This window comes from Ornithinibacillus halophilus, assembly GCF_900129485.1.
GTDB lineage: Bacteria > Bacillota > Bacilli > Bacillales > Amphibacillaceae > Ornithinibacillus > Ornithinibacillus halophilus.
In genome coordinates this window covers 1-19,966 of record NZ_FQVW01000009.1, presented here as the reverse complement: position 1 = coordinate 19,966, position 19,966 = coordinate 1, and the positions used below count along the sequence as shown (strand labels likewise).

Here is a 19,966-nt window from a genome sequence, read left to right as displayed (position 1 = left end):
GTGATATAGACATATCCCCAAATTAAAGAAAATGGGCGTCTAACTACCCTTATCACTAATATTCCACGAATCTCCTAATATACAAATCTATACGCAAATTTCTACTAGACATATACTGTTGTAAGTCTGTTTTAGTAATTTTGTTGGAATCTTATTAGAATTCATTTGTTTCCTTTGTTACAAAAAGATGGGGGTGAGAATATGTCAGTAGATTTATATTATGGAATGTGTAATCGGTATAAAGGCAGAGCTGTTGAAATTAGAACGCTTGATGGGAGGGTACACAGAGGAGTTATCCAGAACGTCAATCGAAGAAAAGTATATCTTCAGCCATTAAGTGCTAGGAGAAATCTAGGTGGGTTTGGATATGGTTTTTATGGCCCTGGATTTGGTTGGGGATATGGAGGATTTGGTATTGGTATTGCTTTAGGTGCCATTGGTACACTTGCATTGCTTCCATTTTTCTTGTGGTAATAATAAAGCTGCCTGTTCGTATACAGGCAGCTAATTTAATGGAAATCACAATTCAATAAATTGGCTCGAATTTATTGGAAGTGTATCCTTTATTTTGCAACGATTGTTAATCATGTAGTTTTTTACTAAGTAAAATCCAACACAATAACCTGCCATTTTAGGATAAAACTTCATCCCATATAAAATTTCATTATGTTTTCTTTCAAACGTAGAAAGGCTTTCATTTGGCTTTATGATTTTCTGATACATATCCTCTAGTTGATCCTCTGAATAATACGTAGTCCATGAAGCAAGATTATCTTCTCCACAGTACTCCCTTACAGCATTTTCAGCTAAACCTTCAAGGATGATGGTATCTAATAGTGTAAATTCTTCTGCATTTTTCTGGTAATAATGTAACCGGCAAATATGGTTGTATTCATGTGTGAGTAATGCTTTAATCTCATTTTTATCAAGGTGGTCACCAATAAATAAAAATAATTTATCAGAAAAGGCGAGACCTGATTTTCCATTTTGCTCTTTTGCAATTCTTTTATTTCGTATTTCAACCGGTAGGATGAATACAGAAATAGAGGGACCATTCCATATGGTTTGTAGCTTTTTGGCTTCTTTATAAACGTATTGCCAGACTTTTTTCTTTTGGAGGTTTTTTATTTCGTCTTTTCCATTGCTGTATGGTTGTTTATACATACCGAATTTAGCTAGATGGTTTAGTATGTCGCTCTCAGAAATTGTTTCATCATGAAAATATTTTTTCAGCTTTTTACAAATTTTAATTGGATTCTCATAATCTTGAAGCAGCCATTCGTCTGTTCGTATTACTCTCATAACCCTACCCCCTTACAATTTACGATATGGAAAAAGGTAGGGTCCAGTTACTATTTAATTTTATCTATTCAGGACAAAGACCCTTTTCAGAAAATGGAAGTAAGAATAGAATATATCAGGAAAAAATAAAAGGAGGTAATTGACATGTTTCCTATGCATCAAAGAGGTCCTATGCGTCCTTATCGTTCTACTCCAACACGTAGGTCCTTCCGGAATCCTACAAGGTCTAACGTCTTCGCAATGTTTCAAGATACGGAAGGAAATGTGGATTTTGAAAGGTTAACATTGACTGCAAGGCAAATTAATGAAATCTACACGCAAATTAATCCGATTATATCTCAGTTTAGAAGAAGATAGTAATAAATAAGAGTGCTGCATACTAAAGGGCAGCACTCTTATTCAATCATGAATTTATAAATTTTATTATCTCATGATACAACTCATTTGGTTTTTCTTCTGTAATTAAGTGACCGGCATTTTTATAGGATAACAGTTTCGCATTTGGTAAATCTTTAGCAAGTTTTTTACCAATCTTTAACGACACAACTTTATCCTGTTCACCCCAAAGCAGTAATGCAGGCTTTTGTATTCGTTGCAATTGTTCAGGTGATAAATCTCCTTCACGATGTCGTAATAACCTTACAAGAGACTTTGAAAAATCTTTCTCATTAATTGGACGTTTATATTCCTCGATTAACTCCTCAGTAATTAAGGAGTGGTCATAAATAACATTTTCTAACGTTTCTCTAACCCCGTTTTTCTGTATCTCGTGTCTAGCATAGAGATGGAAAAAAGGTAAATAGGAAGAGAGTATAAGCGATTTTTTTGCTCGCTTTAAATAGGCAGAACTTGCAAAAAGAATGAGTTTCTTAATTCGTTCTGGCTGAAGTAGGGCAATATTTAATGAAATCTGTCCTCCCATAGAATGTCCTGCTAAATAAATGGTATCTAATTTAAAATAATCCATACAAGCAAGGACGAGTTTTGCATAATTTTTATAGGAGTAAGTGAATGTTGTTGACTTCTCACTTCGGCCAAATCCAGGTAAGTCAATGGTAATAATGGAAAAATCGTTCTTTAAAAGTGGTATTAGCTTATGAAAAGAATAACTGGATGCAACAAATCCATGGAGTAATAGAATTGGTGGTTTTTCATTAAAACAATACTCGGCATAAACCTTTACTCCCATTACCTCTATATACTTTTGATGTAAATTTATAGGATCACCACCTAAGAATTTATATTACTTAGTATAACCTGAGTCGAAAGAATTCATAGTGAATAAACACTAGGGGAATACTTTTACAACAAAGTATTGGAAAAGGGAGTTTTATGAATTGACAATCATTCGACTTGGTTATTCTGCTATCAGTACACATGTTAAGAATAGTTCTACTTCTAAGACGATGACATACTCAACATTTTCAAAATTAACCGATCGAGAAGCTGCCATAAGAAAATTAGAGAAAATCGCGAACTCTAATTTAGCAAACGTTCATCGCTTATTTAAGCATAATGTAGCTCATGATATTCAGTTTTATCGCATTTCTTCTAAATTAATTCCGTTAGCAGATCATCCTGACATCGAGAAATGGAATTATATGCGACCTTTACAAGAGTCATTGACCCAACTAAAAAGTTTCTTAGATGAGCATCCGGATTATCGAGTAGATTTTCATGCGGATCATTTTGTGTTGATCAATTCACCTGACAAAGAAGTTTTGAAAACGTCGATTAAAACTCTTCGAATGCATTATCGATTGTTAAAAGGAATGGGGATAGAGCCTATTCATCGATGTGTGATGCATGTCGGGGGAGGTTATAACGATAAAGAACAGGCTTTAGAACAATTTATCCAAAACTGGGCCTATGTACCACAAGATTTACAACAAATGATAATTCTAGAAAATGATGATAAAACGTTTGATTTACATGATACGTTATACCTGTGTGAAAAGCTAGATATCCCTTTAGTTTTTGATTATCATCATCATTTAGCTAATCATTCCAAAGATAATTGGGCAGAAGATTGGGATAGAGTTGTTCAAACATGGGAACATTCCAAATTACCAGTGAAAATGCATATTTCAAGCCCAAAGTCTGAGAATCAATTTCGCTCACATGCAGATTACGTAGATGTTGAAATGTTTTTAAATTTCTTAAGAGCAGTAAAGGGAAGTGTAAATCAAATTGACTGTATGATTGAAGCGAAGCAAAAAGATGATGCTTTGTTTAAGCTAATGGAAGATATAAAAGAAAATAGAGACATAAAAATATTAGATGGTGGAAGTTTTAAAATTTTATAATTTTTATATTTCACTTTTCGATATCATGGTAATATGAATGTAGGTAAGTATTTCTTTGTAAGGGAGGGGACAATATGGTGCAGAAAATTGGTATTGATGCAGGTGGGTCGTTAACTAAAGTTGCCTATGAAGAAAATGGACGCTTGCATGTGAAGACATTTTCTAATCAGAAAATGAATCAACTTATTCAATGGTTACATATAACAGCACCTAATGCCATATTTCATATTACAGGTGGAAAATCTGGTTTAATTCAAAGTTCTTCTGATCAAAAATCTATCCAAATTGAAGAATTTCAGGCAACAATTCAGGGAACTAATTTTCTATTAGGGCATGAAAATGTCAAAATAGAAGATGAGTACATACTTGTTAGTATTGGCACTGGAACCTCCATATACCATGTAACTGAAAGTTCATTTGATCGAATATTAGGTACTGGTATAGGTGGTGGTACGTTGGTGGGGTTGGGATCTATTCTATCGGGGGAAAAGTCCTACCATCGGTTAGTTGAAATGGCAAGAAGTGGTAAAAGAAATAAACGTGACTTACTTGTGAAGGATATTTATTCTCCTGATGAATCACCAATCCTAGGTGAATTAACTGCTGCAAACTTTGGGAAGGCACATATGCAAGAATCCAATTCTATTAACGACAATATGGCTAGTTTAATCCAAATGATTGGGGAAACGATTATTACTGTGGCTTGTCAAGCAGCTGCGATTAAACAAATAGATAAAATAGTATTTGTAGGTAGTACTTTAAGTGGTAATGATCCATTGCGTAATGTATTGATTAGTTTTCGAAATTTATATCCTTATGAACCTGTTTTTCTAGATAAAGGAGCATATGCAGGTGCTATTGGGGCACTTATACATAAGTAATTGAAAAGGAGCGCGGGGCTCCTTTTCTTTATCAAATGATAGTGTAATTTTCATAGATGTCTCGAACAGTCCTACGATATTCTTCTTACCACTGTTTATTTTCGTTGGCGATTTGGTCTTGCATGCTTTGTCCTGTATTGTTTTGGATTAGATCTTGTGTATCTTGATTATTCATCATATTTTGAATCGGTTCAGTAACTTGTTCAATGGTAGGGTTTCCCATTAAATCGGACATTTTTTGTGGTAATTTTTGAAAAGTACCGTTTTGAATTCCCTTTGAGATACCATAAATTGCAGCTCCAGCAGCACCAACTGTTAATAATGAAGTCATTACATTTCGATTGTTGCCCATTATATCATCCCTTTTACTGTTTAATATTCCCTGCAAGAGGCAGGACTACTTATAGTTTTCTTTAAAGCTCAAAAATCATACTAGCTGTTCAATGGAAATACATTAGTTATAGACGTAGCTAAAGAATTTATTATAAATGTGCTATAGTAATAATATATTTACTATTCAATCATTAAAGGAATAGTTACTTGAGTGAGGAGAGGTTGCAATGGAGGAACGTTATCATCGCCAGGCTCTTTTTAAACCAATAGGAAATAGTGGGCAACAGCTCATCAATCAAAAACATGTGTTAATTCTAGGGTGTGGGGCATTAGGTACAGCAAGTGCAGAAGGATTAGTAAGGGCAGGTATAGGAAAACTCATCATCATTGATAGGGACTATGTAGAATTAACAAATCTCCAGCGCCAACAATTATTTAATGAACAAGATTATTTACATCAAACACCAAAAGCAATAGCTGCAAAATCTAAATTAAAAGCGATTAACAGTGATGTTACTATCCATGCGCATGTGATGGATGCGACTAATATTACGCTAGAGCCATTATTAAAAGGTGTTGATCTCATTGTTGATGCAACGGATAATTTCGATACAAGGTTAATGTTGAATGATCTAGCACAAAAAAATCACATCCCATGGATATATGGTTCTTGTGTCGGAAGTACTGGGATGAGCTTTACGATATTACCAAAAGAAACACCTTGTTTACAGTGTATTTTAGATGCTGCTCCAATCTCTGGTGCTACTTGTGATTCGGTTGGTATTATTTACCCAACAGTACAGATGGTTGTGGCTCATCAATTGACAGAAGCACTTAAGATCTTAGTGGAGGACAAAGGATCACTTCGGTCTAATTTAGTAACGTTTGATCTTTGGAATAATCAATATCAAACTATTAAGATGGATCGGGCAAAAAAGAAATCATGTCCAAGTTGTGGAGATAACCCTAGTTATACCTATTTAAATTACGAATCTCAAACGAAAACAGAAATACTTTGTGGTAGAAATACAGTTCAAATTCGTAACAAACGCCATGTATCAATAGAACAATTAGCAAATCGTCTTCTTTCTATTGGTCAAGTTAAGAAAAATGACTTTTTAGTTTCTGTTGCTTTTCAATCCTATCGAGTAGTATTTTTTCAAGATGGTCGAACGTTGATACATGGTACCAATTCAATTGAAACGGCCAAAAAAATTTATTATCAGTTAACTGGTTAGAGGGGGAGAACGATGGTAGAACGCAGGAAACCGATAAAAGTAAACGAGGCTGTTACTCGTGTGATGCGATATGCTAAACAAGGCAGCGTGAAGTTTGTACCAATTGAAGAGAGCTATGGTGAATTTTTAGCAGATGATTTAATTGCCGATCATCCTGTACCTCCTTTTGACAGATCGCCATATGATGGATTTGCTATACGCTCATCCGACACTGTAAATGCATCGAGTCAGGCACCACTTTCTTTTAAGGTAGTTGGAGAAATTGGAGCTGGAAGTGTATTTAATGGCACAGTTGGTCCTATGGAGACCGTTCGTATCATGACTGGAGCGCAAATTCCAGAAGGGTGCGATGCTGTTATTATGTTTGAATTAGTAAAAGAACTGGCGGGTGGTGAGTGGATTCAGTTAAAGCGTCCACTAGAGTCTGGTGACAACATTTCTTTTGCTGGAGAAGATACGGAAAAAGGAGAAGTACTTGTAAAAAAAGGTACATATATTAATCCTGGTATTGTAGCCTTACTAGCCACTTTTGGTTACAAGCAAGTACCGGTTAGTGTTAAACCTAAAGTTGGAGTTATTGCAACTGGAAGTGAATTATTAGACGTTGATGAAGACTTACAGCCCGGTAAAATTAGAAATAGTAATGCCTATATGGTACTCTCACAAATTAAACGTGCTGGTGGTGAAGCCATTTATTTTGGCCAATTTAGTGATGACTTTGAGACGTGTTTCAATCAAGTTAAAAATGCGTTGGAACAAGTTGATTTTCTTATTACAACTGGTGGTGTTTCCGTAGGTGATTATGATTATTTACCTGCTATTTATGAGAAATTAGGTGCAAATGTTTTGTTCAATAAAGTTGGTATGCGTCCAGGTAGTGTAACAACAATTTCGGAACTGGATGGGCAACTATTATTTGGACTATCAGGGAATCCATCTGCATGTTATGTAGGCTTTGAGTTATTTACTCGACCAATTATTCGTACGTATTTACACTCGGTTCATCCGACCCTGAAAAAAGCAGAAGCAACTCTAGGTACTGATTTTCCTAAACCAAATCCTTTCGATCGTTTCGTGCGTGGGTACTTATCTTTTGAGACTGGAAAATTAGTAGCAACCCCTGTTGGTTTGGATAAATCGAATGTTGTGTCCACGTTGGGAAGAGCGAACGCATTAATCGTCCTACCAGGTGGAACGAAAGGCTATGAAAATGGAATGCAAGTGTCGGTTCTTTTATTAGAAGACCAAGAAGGTGATACGTTAGAGTCGTTTTTTTCTCCTAACATAAATGATAGAAGGAGCAGAAGAAATGGGGAATAAACTTTTTGAAGTTACTAATCAACCGATTGATGTTGAAGAATTAATTAGCAAAGTAAAAAGAAGTGAAGCTGGGGCTATAACTACTTTTATTGGGACTGTTCGTGAATGGACGAAGGGGAGACGAACCATTTACTTAGAATATCAGGCCTATGTTCCAATGGCTGAAAAGAAGCTTGCGAAAATTGGAGAGGAAATTCAAGATAAATGGCCAGATACAATGGTTGCTATAACGCATCGGATTGGTCGGTTAGAGATCTCTGAAGCAGCTGTTGTGATTGTTGTATCTTCTCCTCACCGAAAAGCAGCCTATGAAGCGAACGAATATGCTATTGAACGGATTAAACAAATTGTTCCTATTTGGAAAAAAGAACATTGGGAAGATGGAGAGACTTGGATTGGTAATCAACTACAGACGGTTCCGTATCCAAATGGAAAACCAACTAGTGGGGAGGTGGAATAATGATTAAGGTATTATTCTTTGCTCAGTTACAAGATGCGCTAGGTTCAGATTCGATAAAGATTGAGGAGGACTCTCTATCTGTTTATGATTTAAAACAGCAATTAAAAAATGATTATCCTACTCTACAGCTGGACGGTGTTATGGTTGCAGTAAATGAAGAATATGCACTTGATGAAGATATCATTTCATCTGGAGATATTGTGGCATTCATTCCACCAGTAAGTGGAGGATAAAATGAACGTCATCCAAGTCGTTGGATATAAAAACAGAGGAAAAACAACGCTAGTGACAAAAATTGTAGATTTTCTTGCTAATCAAGGAATACGTGTTGGGACTTTAAAACATCATGGTCATGGTGGTCTTCCTATTGGTTTCAGTAATACAGATAGTCAGAGGCATAAACGAGCTGGAGCTACTATCTCTGGTGTGGAAGGGGATGGGCTTCTTCAGTTATCCATTTCTAATGAGTGGAAGCTTCCTGAATTAATTGCCATTTATGAGCACTTAGGTATAGAAATGTTAGTGATTGAAGGATTTAAATATGAGCATTATAATAAGGTTCTGCTTATAAATGATGAATCCGATTTGCCATTGTTGCATGAGCTTACTAATGTTGTTGCAGTTGTAACAACTTCGATTTTTAATAATGGATTTCCTACATTTCAACCAACTGAGGTTGAGGAGTTATGTGATTTGCTACTTAAATAAGAATAAGGACTACAGATATAGAATCCCGCACGACCTGTAGTCCTAACCTAAAGTTTCGCTTTATGCTTTATGTCCGCCTATTTTTTTACTACGTTCTAATGTTACTCCGGCATCAGTATAACTACTTGCTCGCAGAATGGCAGTTGCGCCATATTTGTCTCGAATTGCATCCATAACGTAGCCAATATCTGTTTTTTTAGAACGGTCTTCGAATAAATCGAGTTGTACCTCTCCTTTTTCAAATAAGTTATCTAATGTAACATACACATGCCGAATCATGCTTTTTCCATCATAAAATTCCTGAAATAGCTGCATGCATACATGGTAAACATCCATGGTGACGTTTGTGGGGAGGGCGATGGATCTTGAACGAGAAAATCCACCACCTGTTTCTTTAGAATAGGAAATTCCTAAATGAATCGTTTTGCCGACTTTGTCTACAGCTCTAGCTCTACGACAAACTTCTTCACAGAGATCAAGAATGCAAATCGCAACATCCTCTTTAGAATAGTCACGTAGTAGGGAAATTCCATGTCCAAATCCTTTTTGCTCCGCTTTTAAAAAATTACCATACACTGGACTTAAATCAATTCCCCAGGCATGCCAGTATAATTGTTCACCCATTACACCAAAACGTTTTTTGAGTTGTTTTAAGTCAAAATTAGCTAATTGTCCTAGTGTCACAATTCCCATTCGATTTAAATTGCGTTTCATTCTACTGCCAATTCCCCAAATATCTTCGACAGGAAACGGCCATAGTTTTTCTTTTACATCTTCATACCGACACTCAGCAATGCCAACTTTTTTCCCGTGTAAGTCCATAACTACTTTTGCTAAAAATTTATTGTCACCAATTCCAATGGAACAAGTAATGCCAAAATTATCTAGAATCTCTTGCTTAATTTTTTTAGCAACTTCCCAACAATCCCCAAAAAGCTTTTCTAATCCACTGACTGTTACCCATACTTCATCGACAGAATATTGATGGATTGCATCTTTAGGGACGTATTGGTTTATAAGCTTAGTAATTTCCATTGATACTTGTAAGTAATCTGCCATATGTGCTGGTACAATATGAATATCAGGATCATTTGGCAATTCAAAGAACCGGCTAACATTACTAATCCCATGCTTTTGTTTTAATGCAGGAGATGCCGCTAGCACAATACTCCCTGAACGACTCGGATCACCTACAACAGCTAGCATTGTTTTCATTGGATCGAGCCCTAATTTGACAGCTTCTACACTGGCGTAAAAGGAACGCATATCAATACAAAGAACATCATGACGAGGATAAGATGAATAATCCAATTTAATACACCACCAACAGAACGTTTGTTCTGATTATATGGTGTTATTTAAAAAATATCAATGGTATTTTTTGTAACAGTTAATATAGATAATTCGAAAAATTGACGCACATTATGTTATAATTCGGTAGTTATAACAAAAAGGAGTAGGGAGAATATAATGAGAAAACCAACAGATAAAACAGTGATGCACAGCTATCCAGGGATGGTAGCATTAGTAACAGTAAACTATAATGGGGAAACGAATATAATGGCTGCGGGTTGGCATTCTTATATCTCACATGACCCAGCGATATATGGAGTTGCAATTGGTAGGGAACGCTATACGTATGAATTAGTTAAAAATGCAGGGGAATTTGCAATTAATTTTTTACCATATGAAAAAGCAGCTTTTATCCAACAGTCAGGTGTTTATTCGGGAGAGAAAAAAGACAAGTTAACAATAAGTAACCTTACATATGATCAAGGGATAACAGTAAATGCTCCTATTTTACATGAAGCGTATGTTGCATATGAGTGCAAAACTATTGATGTAAATACTTATGGAGATCATGATTGGTTTGTTGGAAAGATTACTCAATGTTATCGGGATGATGCTATGTTTTTAGAGGATGGGCTACCAAATTTTGAAAAATTACAAATACCTTTATATTTAGGGCGATCCAAATATGCAAAAATGGACTCAACTTGTGAAGTAAAGTCATATGAAGTTGATAAATAAACGTTCATGAAATATCTCCCAATCATAATTAGCATAGATTGAAACATCCTAATTATGAAAGGGGAGGTTAGTTGATGAATCAGCAACTAAGTAATTTCATGTCATCTAATGTACAAACTGTAAAGGATTCACAATCTGTCCAAGAAGCAGCAGCATTAATGAGTGAATATAATATTGGGTCATTACCAGTTGTGAATGAGAGTGGTCAAATGGTAGGGATTATTACTGACCGGGACATTACCCTTCGTACAACAGCACAAGGTGAAAATGCTCAAACACCTGTGTCACAAGTAATGACTGCACAACAAATTGTCCATGCAACGCCAAATATGGACGCACATCAAGCTGCACAGTTAATGGCACAACAGCAAATCCGCCGATTACCTGTTGTAGAAAATGGTCAGATTGTTGGTATGGTTGCATTAGGTGACCTAGCTGTAGACAACCAACTTGATAATGAAGCAGAAGAAGCTTTATCAAGTATCTCAACCCCTTCTGCACCACAAAAATAGAAATATAACCAAAAAGCCATTCCACGGTAAATGTGTGGAATGGCTTTTTTATGAGAAGAAGGTTCAGGGATGTCTAGCGCAGAGCGCCTGCGCTTTTCTTTAGTAAAAAGAATGTTGAGTTTTGACAAAATATGACTTACTATTAATAGTGATACGATAAATAGATAGACAATTTTTGATTAAGATACCTGGAGGAACGACAATGCTGAAGAAACGAAACTTCAAGAATATAAATTTACGAAATCTGAAGATCGGTTGGAAATATGGATTGATTTTTGTATTAATCTTGCTATTATTCGGTGGATCTGCAGGGGGAGTAACATATTTTATTACAAATATAGGGAAAGATATTGAGAATGTTAATCATCGCAGTGATATTGCAATGGATTTTTCTGAGATGGGTTCACTAACAAGATCAAAGGGAATGGGAATTGTTACATATTTATTAGAACAGGATCCAGAATTAATAGATGAATATAATGATAGCCAACAAGATTTTAATCAACTAGCAACAAAAATCCGAATAGAAATTGATACAGACGAAAAAGAAAAATTATTTCAAAACATCATTTCGAATGACCAAGAAATGAATCGGATGTTTAAAAATTACATTGTTTCATCTGTTGAGAACGGAAATATAAACACAGCACAAAAGTTTGTTACACAAGCAAATGAGTTAACAGAAAAAAATGTAAACCTTTTAAATGACTTAATTACTATTGTAAATGAGGAACGTTCTTTATCCATTGAAGAGGCAAAAGGAAACCAGGAATCAACACTAACGATACAAATAGTTTTATTAATAGGTTCAACATTAATTGGCGGATTGTTGTTCTATTTCCTTAGCAAATCTATTACGAAGAGTTTGGGTAGAGTAGTGGTAATGAGTAATAAAATATCAACTGGTGATCTGACTGTCCAAAGTTTACCGTTTAACGGAAAAGATGAAATAGGGCAACTAGCCGATTCCATGAATCAAATGAAAGATAATCTCTTAAAAACAATTCAGCAAGTGGCAGAAGTATCAGAAACGGTATCCAATCAGAGTGAAGAATTAACACAATCGGCTAATGAAGTAAAAATAGGTTCAGAGCAAGTAGCATCGACTATGCAGGAATTAGCATCTGGAGCTGAAACTCAATCAAGTCGTTCAAGTAAATTGGCTAACGGAATGAATCATTTCTTATCCAATGTTCAAACAGCAAATGATAATGGAATTCAAATTAAACAAGGGTCTGAGGCTGTACAGAAACTAACAAAAGAAGGCAGTCTTTATATGGAAGATTCAACGGAACAAATGAGACAGATTGATGAAATTGTTCAAGATGCTGTTCAGAAAGTAAAAGGCTTAGATCGACACACTCAAGATATTACAAAATTAGTATCAGTCATTACAGATATTGCTGACCAGACCAATTTATTAGCGTTAAATGCAGCAATAGAAGCAGCGCGTGCAGGTGAACATGGAAAAGGCTTTGCTGTAGTGGCAGATGAGGTGCGCAAGCTTGCAGAACAAGTATCTATGTCAGTTAAAGATATAACGGTTATTGTGAAAAACATTCAGCAAGAGTCAACAGTAGTTTCCGAATCTCTAGAAAAGGGTTATTTAGAAGTTGAGAAGGGAACAGAACAGATTAAGAAAACTAGTGGCACATTTAAATGGATTGAATCTGCAATTGTAGAAATGGCATCTAATATTGAAATGGTTTCTGAGAACTTAAACGGATTATCTTCCAGTACGGAGGAAATGAATACATCCATTGAGGAGATTGCAGCAATTTCTCAACAGTCAGCATCTGGAGTAGAGCAAACATCAGCATCTTCACAGCAAACAAGTAGTTCAATGGAAGAGATGGCCAAAAGTGCAGAAGATTTATCTACATTAGCAGAAAAATTAAAACAACTGGTAAATCGATTTCAAATATAGTTTGAGCAGGTTAAAGAAGAATCCGATTCCTTAAAATTTGAGGGATCGGATTCTTGAGTTTAATTGCAATTTTTCTGTATCTATCATATAGTAGAAGTAACTTATTTCGGAAAGGGTGTCTATTGGGCAGATGATTAATTAATCCTATTTTTAAACGTTAATCGGATAATTTTGCAAGACAGCAGGTAGATACCTGTGTTTTGTCATGCAAAATTTGATTTGACGAAGAATAGGATTAAAATTGTCCATAGTATGACCTGTCTTTTTTTGACATTACATCTAAAGGTACCGATGTAATGTATTTAGGTTATATCATGCATTTTTTTACTTCCTATTCTTCGTGATAGGAAGTTTTTTATTTATAAGATATGGGGTGAAAAAATGCTGATACTTGAAGCGAAAGATATTAGGCATGATGTTCAAGGGAAAGAGATATTGAACGTCGATCATATACAAATACAAAAGGGCGAACGAATTGGTGTAGTAGGGAAGAACGGTAGTGGTAAAACAACTTTATTGAATATATTGTCCGGTAATGTAGAGCCACATCAAGGTACGGTAACAACAGAGGTTAGTCGTCTATTATTACCACAGTTAAAGCGGATGGATACAACGAAAAGTGGGGGAGAGATTACGCAGCAATTTATTAATGAGGCGTTAGGAAAAAAAGCTGACTTATTATTTGCTGATGAACCAACTACAAACTTGGATACAAACCATATAGAAATGTTGGAGAAACAGTTAAAACGGTATGCTGGTGCAATTGTACTAGTATCACATGACCGTTCCTTCTTAGATTCGTTATGTACTAAAATTTGGGAGATAAAAGATTCTAAGGTGACCGTTTATCCAGGTAATTACTCTGATTATGTTGATCAAAGAGAGATAGAAATTAACCAACAACAAGAAGCATATGAGCAATATCAAGCTAAAAAAAGACAGCTAGAAAATGCGATTGGACAGAAGAAGGAAAAAGCAGCACGGGCTTCAAAATCACCGAGAAATCCATATTACGCTAAGAAACAGAAGAAACTAGAAAAAACTGCAAAATCAATCAAGACTCGAATTGAAAAACTGGAGAAGGTAGAGAAGGTAAAAGAAGAACCTCCTCTTTCTATCGATATCGTTGGAAATGAAAAACTAAAAAACAGAATGATCATCCGTATAGAGGAATTAGAAGGCAAAATAGGCCAGCGAAAATTATGGGATAAAACAAGCTTTCATATTACTGCAGGTGACAAACTTGCAATTATTGGCGATAACGGAACAGGTAAGTCGACATTTATCAAAAAATTATTAAAAGAGGACACAAATATTCAACTTTCACCTGCGTTAAAAATAGGATATTTTAGTCAAAATTTAGATATTTTAGATGAAGATAAAACAATTTTAGATAATGTTGAAAAAACATCAAACCATGAAAAAGCATTGATTCGAACGGTATTAGCGCGACTGCATTTCTTTGAAGATGACGTTAACAAAAAAGTACACGTACTAAGTGGTGGTGAACGTGTAAAAGTAGCGTTTGCCAAGATATTTCTTAGCGAAATCAATACAATTATTTTAGATGAGCCTACCAACTTTCTAGATATTGAGGCAGTAGAAGCATTAGAAAAATTGTTAATCGAATACGATGGAACAATCATTTTTGTATCTCATGATCGACGATTTGTAGAAAGAATTGCGAATCGCTTATTGATTATACGTAATAAAAGAATGGAACTTTTTGAGGGAACGTATAAGGAATATACCAATTTAGTGTCCGAGCAAAATGAAACGGACATAAAAACTGAAGAGTTAATGGTTATCGAAACTAAAATAACAGAGATTTTAAGTCGATTAAGTATGGAACCTACACCAGAGTTAGAAGAAGAATTTCAGATGCTTTTAAAACAAAGAAGAAAACTGCAGTCCTAATATTTTTGCAGGTAGTGACGGTTCCTATTATGTTAAAATATATTTAAGATTATGATTTTTTGTGACAGAAATCTAACCGCAAGTGCCTGGCCATGTTAGGAGTGTACCAGGTGCTTGCGTCTGCAAAAAACAATAGAGGTGAAGGAATGAAACAAAAGCCGATATATGTTGAAATACCAATAAAAACTGAAATGGACAAGTTGTGGACGACTACGCAAACCCCTGAGTTACACGAACAATGGGATCTTCGTTTTTCTAATATTACGTATCTACCAAAGAAGGAAGGAGAACCACAACATTTTTCCTATCGAACGAACATTGGATTAGGTATCTCTATTGAAGGATGGGGGAAAAGTGTTGGGAGTTACCATGCGGATGACGGTGCAAGAACATCCTCTTTACATTTTGGAACAAATCAAAGAATCTCTCCTATTCGGGAAGGAAGAGGCTATTGGAAATACCAACCACAAGAAGAAGGAACCATTAAATTTTTAACGCAATATAATTATGAAACGAACTTTGGATTTATAGGAAAAGTAATTGACCAATTTTTATTTCGTCCTATGATGGGATGGGGAACAGCACTAAGCTTTGATGTATTAAAACGATGGTTGGAACAGGGGGAGTCACCTCGTTCTCAATTTGTACGCTTTTTTGCTACGTGGGTGTTAAGTTTCTTCTTTATATTTATTTGGTTGTATCATGGATTAGTCCCTAAACTCATTTTTATGCATCCAGATGAAGTTACGATGATAACAAATGTAATTCCACTTACCTTCGACCAAGCTAAGTTATTAGCGTACATTGCTGGAGGATTAGAAATTGCTTTTGCTGGGATATGGTTATTTTATCGAAATAAAAGAAGGCTGTTTCAAATTCAAACCGTTATCTTTCCTTTTCTTATGGTGGGGGCGATCTTTTCAGAACCAGCCTATCTCCAACAACCATTTAATCCTCTAACGTTTAATCTAGCATTAGCTGTTCTTTCTTTGATTGGATTAATGATTAGTAGAGACACCCCAACGGCAAAAGCTTGCAAAAGGAAACCCTAAGGTGATGACATATGACTATTTATAAACAAATGCTAGGAAATGATTATTATAAACTACATCCTATGCTACAAAAAAGATATCTCATAGATGAAGGAAGTTCATTTCACGGGAAAGGAATCATGACAGAAATAAGGAATGGACCTAAATGGTTAAAACCATTTTTTAAAATAGCAGCAAGGCGTAAGTTTCTCTTCCCAGAGGAAGGAACAAATATCCCGTTTACTATTTCAAATACTTATCGAACGGATGAGCATGGGGAAGAACAGGTCTACTGGGAGCGAATTTTTTACATTGAGGAAAAAGTGCGTTTTTTTAATGCAACAATGAGTTTTGATGCTAAGCGAAAAATAGTGAAGGATTATTTAGGTGAGCCACCTTTGTTTTATTCTGATTTAATGTTTCGCGTTGTGGATGAAAGTTTAATAATAGAATCAAAGAAGCAGAGATTGATTCTAGGAAGTGTAGAAATTCCATTGCCAAAATTTTTCCAGGGAATAACTTCTGTTAAAGAGTCGTACGAGAACGGAGAATACATAATCCATGTACAAGTAAGCAATCCATTGATTGGTCGACTTTTTACATATAAAGGAGCCTTTGTAGAATCATGACATTTCGAAATATTGGACTATGTAACATCCTTTTATTAATTTTTATTGGTTTGTTTGGTATAAATCCTTGGTATGAATTACTTCTAACCGTTGCACAGATTGTTTTTGTTCCGCTAGTTTTACATTTAGTAATTGATGATGAAAATAAGAAAAATTCACCTAAGTATCTAGTCCACTTAACAATAGTGGCATCTCTTGCAGTCTTTTTATCTAACTTTATTGAACATGATATTTTTAATGTGATATTGACCCTTACTTATTTTATTTTTACGTTGGGAATCGCTTGGTATGGTTTAAGGCGATTATTACAAAGAGGGCTTATTCAAATAGAGGAATGCATGATTGACTTTGGCTTGATGTTTATTGCTATGGGAGGAGCTTGGTTTGTAGCATATAAACTAAATATTGATACTGGTTTTTCAACGATGTTAACCTGGCTAACTGCCATCCATTTTCATTATTCTGCATTTCTCTTACCTATTTTCTTAGGGTTTTTGGGGCGAATCTATTCTTCCAAAGCTTACAATGTGATTTGTGTTTTAATTTTAGTTTCTCCCATCATTGTCGCCTTAGGAATAACGTTCTCTACAACAATTGAATTGTTGTCAGTATTAATCTATATCGTTGGAATTTATAGTTTAATACTATTTAGTTATAAAGCAACTTTCCGTAACCATTGGCAAAAGTGGTTCATTCGAGTTTCTTTTATGGCTTTAGGAATAACGATTTTATTTTCGTTAGTTTATGCATTCGGAAATTTTTCTAACAATTATACCATCACCATTGATTTTATGTTGCGATTTCATGGATTAATTAATGTAGGTGCATTTGCAGCAGTTGGCTTAATTGGTTGGTACATAGACACTCCAGAAGCAACTAGTAGAAATGAGTTTCCGATAAGTCGTTTGACGGGGAATTTCATAATTGGTGATCATTTTATAAAAAACAAAACGGATAAACCAAAATATCAAGGATTAGTTGATAACATGGCCAATTATTACCCAGATGTAGATGTTAATTTGATGGCAGCTGCGATTCGAGACTTCTATGAGAATACCAATTCCTATCGTTTATTTGCGAAAGTGCAGTGGTATAAGTGGTTTTTGCCATTTGCATTTGCCTATCGCTTAGTTAGTAAAAGAGTCAAGCAAATTAATCTACCATTATCAAGCAAACAAGTAGAGATGACAGGGGATATTTATTCGGTTTCTGAATCTCTTGATGGACGACCAAACCCTAGAGCATGGGTGCGAAAAATTAATAATGAAACAGTGTTTGTAGCACTTTATTCCTATCATCATTCTGAAGAAAAGCAATATATGAATATTGCATTGCCACTTCCATTCTCTACGATGATTGGAATTTTGGAACTTGAACAAGTAGGAAACGCTTTACGCTTAACGAGTAAAAGGAGACAGAATACACATGATTCTGGCATATATTTAGCTATCCATTCGTTTTTAATGAAGTTACCAATCGAGGAAGATTTCATAGTCAAAGAAACAGCACCAGGCATATTAGAAGCAAGTCATAAAATGTGGATTTTTTCAATCCCATTTTTATCGATTCAGTATGTAATTAGAAAGAAATCCGTGGAATAGATTATTAAAAGAGATAGTAAATGTTAAGAATGAATAGTACATAGGAGCTGTTTGTGAAAATGAAGCGAATCATACTATTTTTAACAATTTTAAGCATTATCATTATTATATGGTCGATGAATACTATCTCGATTGAAACAGAGACAAATGAAGCACGTTCAACCGAAGTGAAAAAAATGGTTGAGCGTGAGCATAAATCTGTAGTCAAAGTTGGGGTAAAACATCCAATTGGCTCAATCATCGATGAATACATAAAGGAAGAACCATTACTAGAAGGTTCCTTAGCTGGGATAAGTATTCGTTCATCTGATACTGGGGAATTATATTATGAGCACTTTGGAAATACCCGTTTTCGCCCAGCATCTAATATGAAACTACTAACTGGCGTAGCTGCTTTATCTGTCCTTGGGCAAGATTATACGTTTTCGACTGAAATATTAACAGATGGAAATGTCGTTAACAATCAGTTAAAAGGAGATCTATTTATACAAGGAAAAGGAGATCCAACCCTTTTACGAGAAGATTTCACAAATTTTGCTAGGAAAATTAAACAATCTGGAATAGAAAGAATTGATGGTAATATTATTGCGGATGATTCATGGTATGATGATGTTCGTTTATCTCGGGATATTACATGGGATGATGAACACTGGTATTATGCAGCACAAATTTCAGCATTAACCGCTTCACCTAATGATGATTATGATGCTGGTTCTATCATTGTAACCGTAACGCCACAAGAGGTTGGGAAAAAGCCTACAGTTACTGTATCTCCTAATACTGATTATGTACAAGTGATTAATACTGCTCGAACTGTATCTAAAAATCAAGAAGAAGATTTAACCTTTAATCGAAAGCATGGTACAAATATCATTACTATTGAAGGAGATATACCAGTTGGGTCACCTGGAGTGAAAGAATGGATGGCAGTATGGGAACCAACAAAATATGCCCTATCATTATTTACTCAAGCATTAGAGGAAGAAGGGGTTTCATGGACAAAGAATACGAAGGTTGGGATAACTAGTAATGAAGCAAAATTATTATTGAAACACGACTCCATGCCTTTGTCTGAATTAATGGTTCCCTATATGAAATTGAGTAATAACGGTCACGCTGAAGTGTTCATTAAAGAACTAGGTAGGAACGTACATGGAAAAGGGAGTTGGGAAGAAGGAATTGAGGTACTTGAAAATGTAATTTCCGAGTACGGGATTGATACGGATAAGTTTGTCATCCGAGATGGGTCAGGTCTTTCACATATTAATATGCTGGTACCAAATGAACTATCGAAATTATTATATGAAATTCAAGATGAAACGTGGTTCTCAGTCTATGAAAAATCACTACCAGTAGCAGGAATACCAGACCGTTTAATTGGAGGGACACTACGCTACCGAATGGCCGGACAATCTGTTCAAGCAAAAACAGGAACAATCTCTGGAGTAGTAACCTTGTCAGGGTATATCGATACGAATAGTGGAGAAAGATTAATCTTTTCCATTATGTTAAATAACCTATTGGATGAAGTTGACGGTATAGGAGTTATTGATCATATACTAGAGATCGTTGAGAAAAATGGGTAGAGAGAAGGGGATTTGTTCGCATTTTTAGTGGTGGCATGAATCCTACCGCTACGGAAAATACACTTCGCTTTCACTTCCAGCACAAGTGCGACATCTGTTCAAGCTTCCTACGATCGCTTTCTCAGTGTCTTCTTTGCCGCGGGCGGCTGGTGAGCCAGGGAACTACTTGGCTAGGCTTCCTAGC

Annotated in this window: 21 protein-coding genes; 17 read left to right on the top strand and 4 right to left on the bottom strand. The window is 35.4% G+C overall.

What is annotated here, in order from left to right; all coding sequences use genetic code 11:
• Positions 1-201: 201 nt before the first annotated feature.
• Positions 202-474, top strand: coding sequence for a hypothetical protein (locus BUB12_RS05915; RefSeq protein ID WP_072889066.1), 273 nt, complete (start codon positions 202-204; stop codon positions 472-474).
• Positions 475-519: 45 nt separating this feature from the next.
• On the opposite strand, the gene BUB12_RS05910 is transcribed toward BUB12_RS05915, so the two are convergent.
• Complete coding sequence (locus tag BUB12_RS05910) at positions 520-1,302, bottom strand: DUF2268 domain-containing putative Zn-dependent protease (RefSeq protein ID WP_072889064.1); 783 nt, start codon at positions 1,300-1,302, stop codon at positions 520-522.
• A gap of 144 nt (positions 1,303-1,446) precedes the next feature.
• Here BUB12_RS05910 and BUB12_RS05905 point away from each other — a divergent pair, with 144 nt between their 5' ends.
• A complete protein-coding gene (locus BUB12_RS05905; protein WP_072889063.1) occupies positions 1,447-1,659 on the top strand; it encodes a YppG family protein in 213 nt (70 codons plus the stop codon).
• A 46-nt stretch (positions 1,660-1,705) separates the two neighbouring features.
• On the opposite strand, the gene BUB12_RS05900 is transcribed toward BUB12_RS05905, so the two are convergent.
• Positions 1,706-2,491 (bottom strand): alpha/beta fold hydrolase, encoded by a 786-nt coding sequence (locus tag BUB12_RS05900; protein ID WP_072889061.1) that lies wholly within the window; start codon positions 2,489-2,491, stop codon positions 1,706-1,708.
• Between the two features lie 148 nt (positions 2,492-2,639).
• Here BUB12_RS05900 and uvsE point away from each other — a divergent pair, with 148 nt between their 5' ends.
• Positions 2,640-3,608, top strand: a complete 969-nt coding sequence (gene uvsE / locus BUB12_RS05895) for a UV DNA damage repair endonuclease UvsE (RefSeq protein ID WP_072889060.1) — start codon at positions 2,640-2,642, stop codon at positions 3,606-3,608.
• Positions 3,609-3,682: 74 nt separating this feature from the next.
• The gene (gene coaW / locus BUB12_RS05890; protein WP_072889058.1) at positions 3,683-4,489 is read left to right on the top strand and encodes a type II pantothenate kinase; all 807 of its coding nucleotides are present in this window, start codon (positions 3,683-3,685) and stop codon (positions 4,487-4,489) included.
• An 85-nt stretch (positions 4,490-4,574) separates the two neighbouring features.
• On the opposite strand, the gene BUB12_RS05885 is transcribed toward coaW, so the two are convergent.
• On the bottom strand, positions 4,575-4,841 hold the full coding sequence (locus tag BUB12_RS05885) for a hypothetical protein (protein WP_072889056.1): 267 nt from the start codon (positions 4,839-4,841) through the stop codon (positions 4,575-4,577).
• 208 nt (positions 4,842-5,049) lie between these two features.
• On the opposite strand from BUB12_RS05885, the gene BUB12_RS05880 reads away from it, so the two are divergent.
• Genes BUB12_RS05880 through mobB form a run of 5 tightly spaced genes read left to right on the top strand, consistent with a single transcriptional unit; the run spans position 5,050 to position 8,548 of the window.
• Positions 5,050-6,060, top strand: coding sequence for a MoeB/ThiF family adenylyltransferase (locus tag BUB12_RS05880; protein WP_072889055.1), 1,011 nt, complete (start codon positions 5,050-5,052; stop codon positions 6,058-6,060).
• 12 nt (positions 6,061-6,072) lie between these two features.
• Positions 6,073-7,380 (top strand): molybdopterin molybdotransferase MoeA, encoded by a 1,308-nt coding sequence (locus BUB12_RS05875; RefSeq protein ID WP_072889053.1) that lies wholly within the window; start codon positions 6,073-6,075, stop codon positions 7,378-7,380.
• Positions 7,370-7,840 carry a molybdenum cofactor biosynthesis protein MoaE gene (locus BUB12_RS05870; protein ID WP_072889043.1) on the top strand — a complete coding sequence of 157 codons (471 nt, stop codon included), beginning with the start codon at positions 7,370-7,372 and terminating at the stop codon, positions 7,838-7,840. Before BUB12_RS05875 ends, BUB12_RS05870 begins: the two co-directional genes overlap by 11 nt.
• A complete protein-coding gene (moaD, locus tag BUB12_RS05865) occupies positions 7,840-8,073 on the top strand; it encodes a molybdopterin converting factor subunit 1 (RefSeq protein WP_072889042.1) in 234 nt (77 codons plus the stop codon). The genes BUB12_RS05870 and moaD overlap by 1 nt, the downstream gene beginning before the upstream one ends.
• A gap of 1 nt (position 8,074) precedes the next feature.
• On the top strand, positions 8,075-8,548 hold the full coding sequence (mobB, locus tag BUB12_RS05860) for a molybdopterin-guanine dinucleotide biosynthesis protein B (protein WP_072889040.1): 474 nt from the start codon (positions 8,075-8,077) through the stop codon (positions 8,546-8,548).
• 60 nt (positions 8,549-8,608) lie between these two features.
• On the opposite strand, the gene BUB12_RS05855 is transcribed toward mobB, so the two are convergent.
• Entirely contained in the window at positions 8,609-9,859 is a 1,251-nt protein-coding gene (locus tag BUB12_RS05855; protein ID WP_072889038.1) for a DNA polymerase IV, read from the bottom strand.
• Between the two features lie 159 nt (positions 9,860-10,018).
• Here BUB12_RS05855 and BUB12_RS05850 point away from each other — a divergent pair, with 159 nt between their 5' ends.
• The 8 genes from BUB12_RS05850 (at position 10,019) to dacB (ending at position 19,782) form a co-directional block, all read left to right on the top strand.
• The gene (locus BUB12_RS05850; RefSeq protein ID WP_072889037.1) at positions 10,019-10,579 is read left to right on the top strand and encodes a flavin reductase family protein; all 561 of its coding nucleotides are present in this window, start codon (positions 10,019-10,021) and stop codon (positions 10,577-10,579) included.
• 74 nt (positions 10,580-10,653) lie between these two features.
• Positions 10,654-11,091 (top strand): CBS domain-containing protein, encoded by a 438-nt coding sequence (locus BUB12_RS05845; protein ID WP_072889035.1) that lies wholly within the window; start codon positions 10,654-10,656, stop codon positions 11,089-11,091.
• A 202-nt stretch (positions 11,092-11,293) separates the two neighbouring features.
• Positions 11,294-13,018 (top strand): methyl-accepting chemotaxis protein, encoded by a 1,725-nt coding sequence (locus BUB12_RS05840; protein ID WP_072889033.1) that lies wholly within the window; start codon positions 11,294-11,296, stop codon positions 13,016-13,018.
• A gap of 381 nt (positions 13,019-13,399) precedes the next feature.
• The gene (gene abc-f / locus BUB12_RS05835) at positions 13,400-14,935 is read left to right on the top strand and encodes a ribosomal protection-like ABC-F family protein (RefSeq protein WP_072889032.1); all 1,536 of its coding nucleotides are present in this window, start codon (positions 13,400-13,402) and stop codon (positions 14,933-14,935) included.
• 110 nt (positions 14,936-15,045) lie between these two features.
• Complete coding sequence (locus tag BUB12_RS05830; protein ID WP_327196134.1) at positions 15,046-15,987, top strand: DoxX-like family protein; 942 nt, start codon at positions 15,046-15,048, stop codon at positions 15,985-15,987.
• Positions 15,988-15,998: 11 nt separating this feature from the next.
• Positions 15,999-16,595, top strand: a complete 597-nt coding sequence (locus BUB12_RS05825; protein WP_072889030.1) for a DUF4166 domain-containing protein — start codon at positions 15,999-16,001, stop codon at positions 16,593-16,595.
• The gene (locus BUB12_RS05820) at positions 16,592-18,196 is read left to right on the top strand and encodes a YndJ family protein (protein ID WP_072889029.1); all 1,605 of its coding nucleotides are present in this window, start codon (positions 16,592-16,594) and stop codon (positions 18,194-18,196) included. Before BUB12_RS05825 ends, BUB12_RS05820 begins: the two co-directional genes overlap by 4 nt.
• A 59-nt stretch (positions 18,197-18,255) precedes the next feature.
• On the top strand, positions 18,256-19,782 hold the full coding sequence (gene dacB / locus BUB12_RS05815) for a D-alanyl-D-alanine carboxypeptidase/D-alanyl-D-alanine endopeptidase (RefSeq protein ID WP_143155600.1): 1,527 nt from the start codon (positions 18,256-18,258) through the stop codon (positions 19,780-19,782).
• Positions 19,783-19,966: the final 184 nt, after the last annotated feature.